General features: G+C 67.3%; 5 protein-coding genes. 2 read left to right on the top strand and 3 right to left on the bottom strand.

Annotated features, from left to right (window positions below; genetic code table 11):
* Window positions 1-71 precede the first annotated feature (71 nt).
* The gene (locus CV1CTNOD_RS07210) at window positions 72-1,709 is read left to right on the top strand and encodes a hypothetical protein (RefSeq protein WP_431607086.1); all 1,638 of its coding nucleotides are present in this window, start codon (window positions 72-74) and stop codon (window positions 1,707-1,709) included.
* 42 nt (window positions 1,710-1,751) lie between these two features.
* Here the strand turns inward: CV1CTNOD_RS07210 and CV1CTNOD_RS07215 are convergent, their stop codons facing one another.
* The 3 genes from CV1CTNOD_RS07215 to CV1CTNOD_RS07225 form a co-directional block, all read right to left on the bottom strand.
* Entirely contained in the window at window positions 1,752-2,537 is a 786-nt protein-coding gene (locus CV1CTNOD_RS07215; protein WP_131785373.1) for an ABC transporter permease subunit, read from the bottom strand.
* A complete protein-coding gene (locus tag CV1CTNOD_RS07220; RefSeq protein ID WP_131785374.1) occupies window positions 2,534-3,631 on the bottom strand; it encodes an ABC transporter ATP-binding protein in 1,098 nt (365 codons plus the stop codon). Before CV1CTNOD_RS07220 ends, CV1CTNOD_RS07215 begins: the two co-directional genes overlap by 4 nt.
* A gap of 392 nt (window positions 3,632-4,023) precedes the next feature.
* Entirely contained in the window at window positions 4,024-4,593 is a 570-nt protein-coding gene (locus tag CV1CTNOD_RS07225) for a chorismate--pyruvate lyase family protein (RefSeq protein ID WP_242606445.1), read from the bottom strand.
* A gap of 612 nt (window positions 4,594-5,205) precedes the next feature.
* Between CV1CTNOD_RS07225 and CV1CTNOD_RS07230 the strand changes: the two genes are divergently transcribed.
* Entirely contained in the window at window positions 5,206-6,171 is a 966-nt protein-coding gene (locus tag CV1CTNOD_RS07230; protein ID WP_131785376.1) for an ABC transporter ATP-binding protein, read from the top strand.
* Window positions 6,172-6,294: the final 123 nt, after the last annotated feature.

Raw genomic sequence — 6,294 nt, forward strand, 5'->3', positions numbered from 1 at the left:
ACAGCGCCCACGCAGCATGCCAGGATGAGGGATGTCAGGATGAGGGCGCGCCGCGGGTGAGGCGCCGGGGCGTGACCCGTCGCTGGGTGGTGGCCGGCGCGACCACGGCAGGTCTGGGAGCTCTTGCCGGTGCGGCCAGGATGCTGTTCGGATCGAAGCGGGGCAGCGGTCATGCCGATGCTCCTGACATCGGCGCGCTCGCGCTGTTCGGTGCACCCGGCAGCTTCGGAGACCTCGACAGCTCCCAGGACACAGCCGAGGGCATCCGGATCGTCACGGTGGATGTGCCCGGCTGGGGCTTCGGCCCTGGTCAGGCCGCCTACATGTCGACCGTCACCTCCGATGGAACCGTTTTCACCGCCACCACGCCGTTTTCGGACAACCAGGCCCAGCCCACCGGGACGGGGATGGAGCTTGCGGTGTTCGAGCCCGACACGATGCGCTTCACCCGGCTGGTCGTGCCGTCGAACACCGGACGGACGCACCTGCCTCGGGCCGAGGCGCGGTTCCGTGGCGTCGGGGGTGCCGACGTCGCCGACGTGACCGTGGTCGGTTCGGGCGCTGACGAACGGGTGGTGTTCGTCTCGGCGGTGTCGTACTTCGGGTGGGACACGGCAGTCTACGGACAGCTGCCGGCATTCGGTCAGGTCCACCGTCCCGCTCCCGGACGGCCCTGGAGCTACGATCCGACGCGGTCGTGGACGACCGACCAGCTTGCGGTGACCGCGCCGCCCGGGGTCTCGGCGAGCGCCTTTCCGCACGAAGGTCGCGGGGAGCCACGGTGGTCGCGTGGTCCGGCCGCGATCGGCAGGCTGCCGGCCAGTGGTCACCTGGTGATCGCGCAGTACTTCGGGGCCGCGAGCCTCGGCACCGACCAGGGAGCTCTGCTGGTTGTGGACACCGCGGGCCGGGTGCGCGCGGCATGGCAGTATCCCGAGGTCCGGGTCTTCGGCATACCGGTGGTCGTGAGCCCCCGCGAGGTCGTCACCGATCCCACGAGCGCGGCCGGCGACGAGCGCTTCGTACTGATCAGTGACTGTCGGACCGCCGACAACCAGGTGGTTTCCTTTCCGATCCAGGAATTCTCCTACTCGGCGGGCACCGGGAGCCAGGGGAGCGGAACAATTACCCCTTGTAGCACCGCGGTGCGTGCCGCCGCGGACGACTCCCGGATGGAAACCGCATGTTTCGACGAGAACGGCACCCTGTATGTTGCCCGCACCCGGTTGGACGGACTGCGCGCGGCGACACTCGCGGTCTATCCGAAGATCGGTGGTGACCGTGGTCTGGTCACCCGCACACCGGCAACCGAGGGCTGGCCGCAGCGCAGCTGGGGAGCGTTGAACCCGCCGGACTATTTCGTGGCGGGCACCGATTCGGGCGGTCTTGTCCGCAGCATCGTGTTCGATCCGGCCAGTGGGGCGGTCGTGCTCGCCGGTCTTGACGGCACCCTGCAGGTTGTCCGCCCATCCGGGCGGGGTACACGGATGACTTTCGCGGTCGGCCGCCCGATCGACATCGGTCTGCGCCACCTGCGCGGGCCGTCCAACCGCTATGTCGGTTTGCGGCGGGGTGCCGTCGACGCGCAACGCCGGGTGATGTGGCTGCCGGTCAACCAGCTGGTCCTGGACGCCATTGCGTGGCCGTACCCGCCGTTCAAACTCGACCAGTGGCTGATGCGGATCGACCTGCGGGCCGTGCTCACCTGACCCGAGCCGCTCACCTGATTCACCGGTCAGGACACACCGGTGTCAGGACGTCACGTCACGTCGCGCGAACAGCACCAGTGTGATCGCGATCGCCACGGCGCAGAAGACCAGGATCCGGATGCCTGCGGTCTCGTAGCCGACCTGGTATCCGCGCGCGCCTGTGGCCAGGGTGTCCATGAGCCGGGCGGGTAGCCAGCTCGCGGCCGGGCTCCAGATCCGCGATACCAGCATCTCCAGCGGCAGCGCGTAGGCCAGCCCGACCGACACCGCGGCGGCGGGGGAGCGGAACACGACCCCGACGAGGAGTCCCAGGGTTGCGTATCCCAGGGACGAGGCCAGCACGTTCACGTAGCCTTTGCCGATCTCCGCCAGGCCGGCGACGCTGTGCCAGGCGCTCGTGTCCACGCCCCTGACAGGCGCGATGGCGAACGATGCGGCGACGGCCATGACGGTGGCAGCAGTGATCATCGCCGCCACGAACGTCACCAGGGCCAGGCATTTGCCCAGGAGCAGACGGAGCCGGTGCGGCTGAGCCATGAGCTGGTTACGCAGGGTTCCGTGGGTGTAGTCGGCGCCGATCACGGCGGCTGTGACGGCGAGCCCCACCACGCCGAGCAGGATGCTGACGGCTTCCAGCCCCTGCATGACCCCGTCCGGGCGGGACATCGTGGTCGCGGTGACAACCACGCCGTCGTAGTCGCTGCGTCCGACCGAGAGCATGGTCAGTATCGCGCCGAGCGCTGCCACCGAGACGACGGCTGCCAATGTGCCGAAGAAGAAACGTGAGCGGCCGAGCTTGACCCACTCAGCCAACAACGTCGCGGTCATGAGCTCCGTCCGGATGCGTTCGAGCCGGCGGCCCCGGCGATGAGCAGTCCCGTCGAGGTGTCCGGGGAGCTGCGGCTGCGTGGGATCAGGTCCCCGTCGACTCCTCCGGTCGCGACCAGGAACGTCTCCTCCAGGGTGGGCCGGCATGCGCTCAGCGCTCGCAGGGCGATACCGGCGTTCATGGCAATCTTGTTGAGGTTCGCGGCTCTGCCTTCGGGGGCGTGCACACTGACCGAGCCGTTCGACGACTCCTCGGGCGGGTCGACCCGTAGACCGTGGTCACACAGCAGAGCTGCCAGGCGCGCCGCGTCACCGGGGTGCTCGGGGGTCAGGATGAGCCGTGGATCCTCGGCGGCCAGCAGTTCGGTCACATGACCTTGGAAGAGCAGTTGCCCGTCTCTGATCATCACCAGATGATCGCAGATCTGTTCGACCTCCGACAGCAGGTGGCTGGACACGAAGACCGTCATCCGTCCCCCGGCGAGCTCCTTGAGCAGACTCCGGATCTCGCGGATGCCCGCCGGGTCAAGCCCGTTCGTCGGTTCGTCGAGCACCAGCAGTTCGGGGCGCGGCAGCAGGGCGGCGGCGATCCCCAGGCGCTGCTTCATGCCCAGGGAGTAGGAGGTGAACCGGTCGTCGGCCCGGCTGGTGAGGCCGACCATGGACAGCGTCTCGGCGACGCGATCCGGGCCCAGCTGGCGCAGGCGCGCCAGTAGGTGCAGGTTGGCCCGCCCGGTGAGGCCGGGGTGGAAGGTTGGGCCTTCGATCATGGCTCCGACCCGGGACAGATACCCGGCGGGTCGCTCGATCGGATGCCCGAGCACGAAACCGTGTCCCGCGCTGGGCCTGATCAGTCCAAGGAGCATCCGCAGGGTGGTCGTCTTGCCGGCACCGTTCGGCCCGACGAATCCGGACAGCGCTCCCACAGGAACATGGATATCGATCTTGTCTACCGAGCGCCGGGTGCCGTAGCACCTGGTGAGCCCCTGGCTCCAGATGGCGGTGTCGGCCGGGGGCTGTGGCAGGTCCATACGGGCCTGGCGTCGTGATCCCCGTCGTATCCGCAGTGGCCTCGCCGGAGTCTCCGCCGTCATTACGTGGTTGCCTCCTTGGTCCCCGGCGTCTGGTCCGGGTAAGACGGTCGCCTGGCTGGGCTGGCGTTGACCGAACAGAGCGTAACGGATAGAAACGAGTTGTGCTTAATGACGATTGCTGGTTTTCGTGCAATAACGATCATTGACCTATGATGCTACCGAGCGTGACAGTCGGTAGGAGTATGCGGTGACCACCGCGGCGATGTTCCTTCGACCGCTTCGTCACGGGCCGGTCCTGCCACGGAGATCACGTGCGACCGCGCACGGGGCCCACGGAGCTGCTCGACGACGTCTGGCGGACCAAAGGTTGTTCGATCGTGGTTTTTCCGTGCAGCCGGAGACCCAAGCCTCTGGGCCACTGAGTGACAACGCGGTGCAGCCGGTGCCGTCGGTCAGCCTGGAGCGTGCCCGAACAGCCGGGGGGCGAACCGCTCGGTGATCAGTGTCAGGGGGCGGCCGGTCAGCATGTCGCGCATCCGGTAGGTCCGGGCCGGCACGCGGGATTCCGGGCTGAGATCCGACCCGAGATGAGCGGCGAAGTCTCCTGCCGGGAGCCGTCCCCACGACTGCAGTTCACGGACGACCGGCAGGGCGGCCCGCACGAGCAGCCTGCCGATAGGCTCCTCGGTGTCGAGGTCGCGCGTGACGTCGGTCGGAAGTCTGTTGACGATGGCGAGTACGGATGCCGTCCCGTAGACAACGCCGTTGTCGCCAGTGAGGAACACTTCACGAACCAGTAGATCGTCCCCGGCCTCGCCGTCGAGGTCGCGCAGCCCGATATCGGTGTAGGTGTCAAGATCGGTGTAGATGCTGAGGTCGTCGAATCGGGGATCGCTGTTCGTTCCCCGCGTATCCGCTGCGTAGCTGGGCTGCCCCGGTACGATCAGGGGAAAGCGCTGTTGGCGGCGTATACGAACGGTGATTTGACGCCCGGTGAGGATTTCTAGCGACGTGGTGGTCAACCCGTCGCCACGCAGAACCAGTTGCTCGAGCGGACCGAACTTTGGGCTGGTCTCCGTGGCAGTGTCGGTGGTGGAGAACCCCGCGACCGGAGGCGGTGTCGATCCGACCTGCGCACCCGGCAACCTTCCGTCGACAACGATCTTATTCCCTACGACTTCATTATATTTCGATACTCGACCTTGATAGGAGGAAAGCACGTAAAAAACATTATCATGTACCTATATTGCTGGTCGTGCCGATACGGATCGACCCTGCCGGGGCCCGCCGACGACGGCTGGACGTCGCCGGCGGGCCCCGGCGGGACGTGTGACACGGTTGACGAGGTTCGGGCCGATGGTGTGTGTGGAGCTGCCGCCCGGTCAGGGCGTTGCTCTCCCGCGAGACCGGAGGGGAGCGGGCATATGGGGTCGTCTGTACGGTCATCCATGCGGTCGTCGTCGCAACGACGGGCTCTTTCCCGCGGATGTCGACCACTCGTCCTTGACCCGTCGGTGTCGGCCGGAGGACAACGGGTACCTCAGCGTCCACGCCTGGGGTTTCCTCGGGGCGGGAGCCGTCCGATGGTTACGGTCGGGAGCTCGGTAGTTCCCACGCGGCCCGGATGGAGACAGATGATCGAAGTCGATCGGCTGACCAAGCGCTATGGCTCGACTGTCGCGGTGGACGACCTTTCGTTCCAGGTCCTTCCCGGTCGGGTCACCGGATTTCTCGGGCCGAACGGAGCGGGAAAGTCGACGACGATGCGGGCCGTTATCGGTCTGGACCTGCCGACCATGGGCGAGGTCCGGATCAACGGCAGGTCATACGCGTCGATTCGACGCCCGCTGTGCGAGGTGGGAGCGCTCCTGGACGCACGTGCCGTACACGCTGGTCGCAGTGCTTCCCACCATCTGCTGTGTATCGCGCGGAGCAACGGCATCGATCCGTCTCGGGTGAGCGCCGTTCTGGAAATGGTGGGCCTCGCCGGCGTCACCCCGCGGCGGATCCGTACATTTTCGCTCGGGATGTTACAGCGCCTCGGCGTCGCGGCCGCGCTGCTCGGCAATCCGGGTGTGCTGCTTTTTGACGAGCCGGTGAACGGCCTGGATCCAGAAGGTATCCGGTGGATCCGCACGCTGATGAAACAGCTGGCCGCCGAAGGACGGACGGTGCTGGTCTCCAGCCATCTGATGAGTGAGATGGCCCTGACCGCCGACCATCTCATCGTGATCGGGCGAGGTCGGCTCGTCGCGGACGCGAGCGTCGCGGAACTGCTTTCCACCAGCTCGCGCAACCGGGTTCGGGTGCGCTCCCCGCAGGCCGGACGGCTGTCGACGCTGTTGACCCGGGACCAGCCGGGCGTGAACGTGCAGTCCGGGCCGGACGGGGGCCTGGAAGTCCTGGGGATGGACGCACCCGCAGTGGGTGAGCTCGCTGCCGCCCACGGCGTCGTCCTCCACGAACTGTCGTCCCAGCAGGCTTCACTGGAGGAAGCCTTCATGGACCTGACCCGGGACTCGGTCGACTACCGGACCGGGACGGACCTGCTCTCGCTCGAGTCCTCCACCACGCCCACAACCGCCGGATCGAGGCCCTGACCCCATGCCCTCGGATTTCGTGCCTCCGAACGTCATCGACTCCCCCTCGGAGATCGTCGACACCATGCCCCCGGACCTGCCCCCGGACCTGCCCCCGGACCCGGTCGGCAGCCGGGCCGGTAA

It is taken from the genome of Protofrankia symbiont of Coriaria ruscifolia, assembly GCF_900634745.1.
Classification (GTDB): Bacteria; Actinomycetota; Actinomycetes; order Frankiales; family Frankiaceae; genus Protofrankia; species Protofrankia californiensis.

What these genes read in the sequence shown, in the direction of transcription:
- CV1CTNOD_RS07215 (WP_131785373.1), bottom strand. Translation starts at nt 2,537, where the DNA reads ATGACCGCGACGTTGTTGGCTGAGTGGGTCAAGCTCGGCCGCTCACGT.
- CV1CTNOD_RS07220 (WP_131785374.1), bottom strand. Translation starts at nt 3,631, where the DNA reads ATGACGGCGGAGACTCCGGCGAGGCCACTGCGGATACGACGGGGATCA.
- CV1CTNOD_RS07230 (WP_131785376.1), top strand. Translation starts at nt 5,206, where the DNA reads ATGATCGAAGTCGATCGGCTGACCAAGCGCTATGGCTCGACTGTCGCG.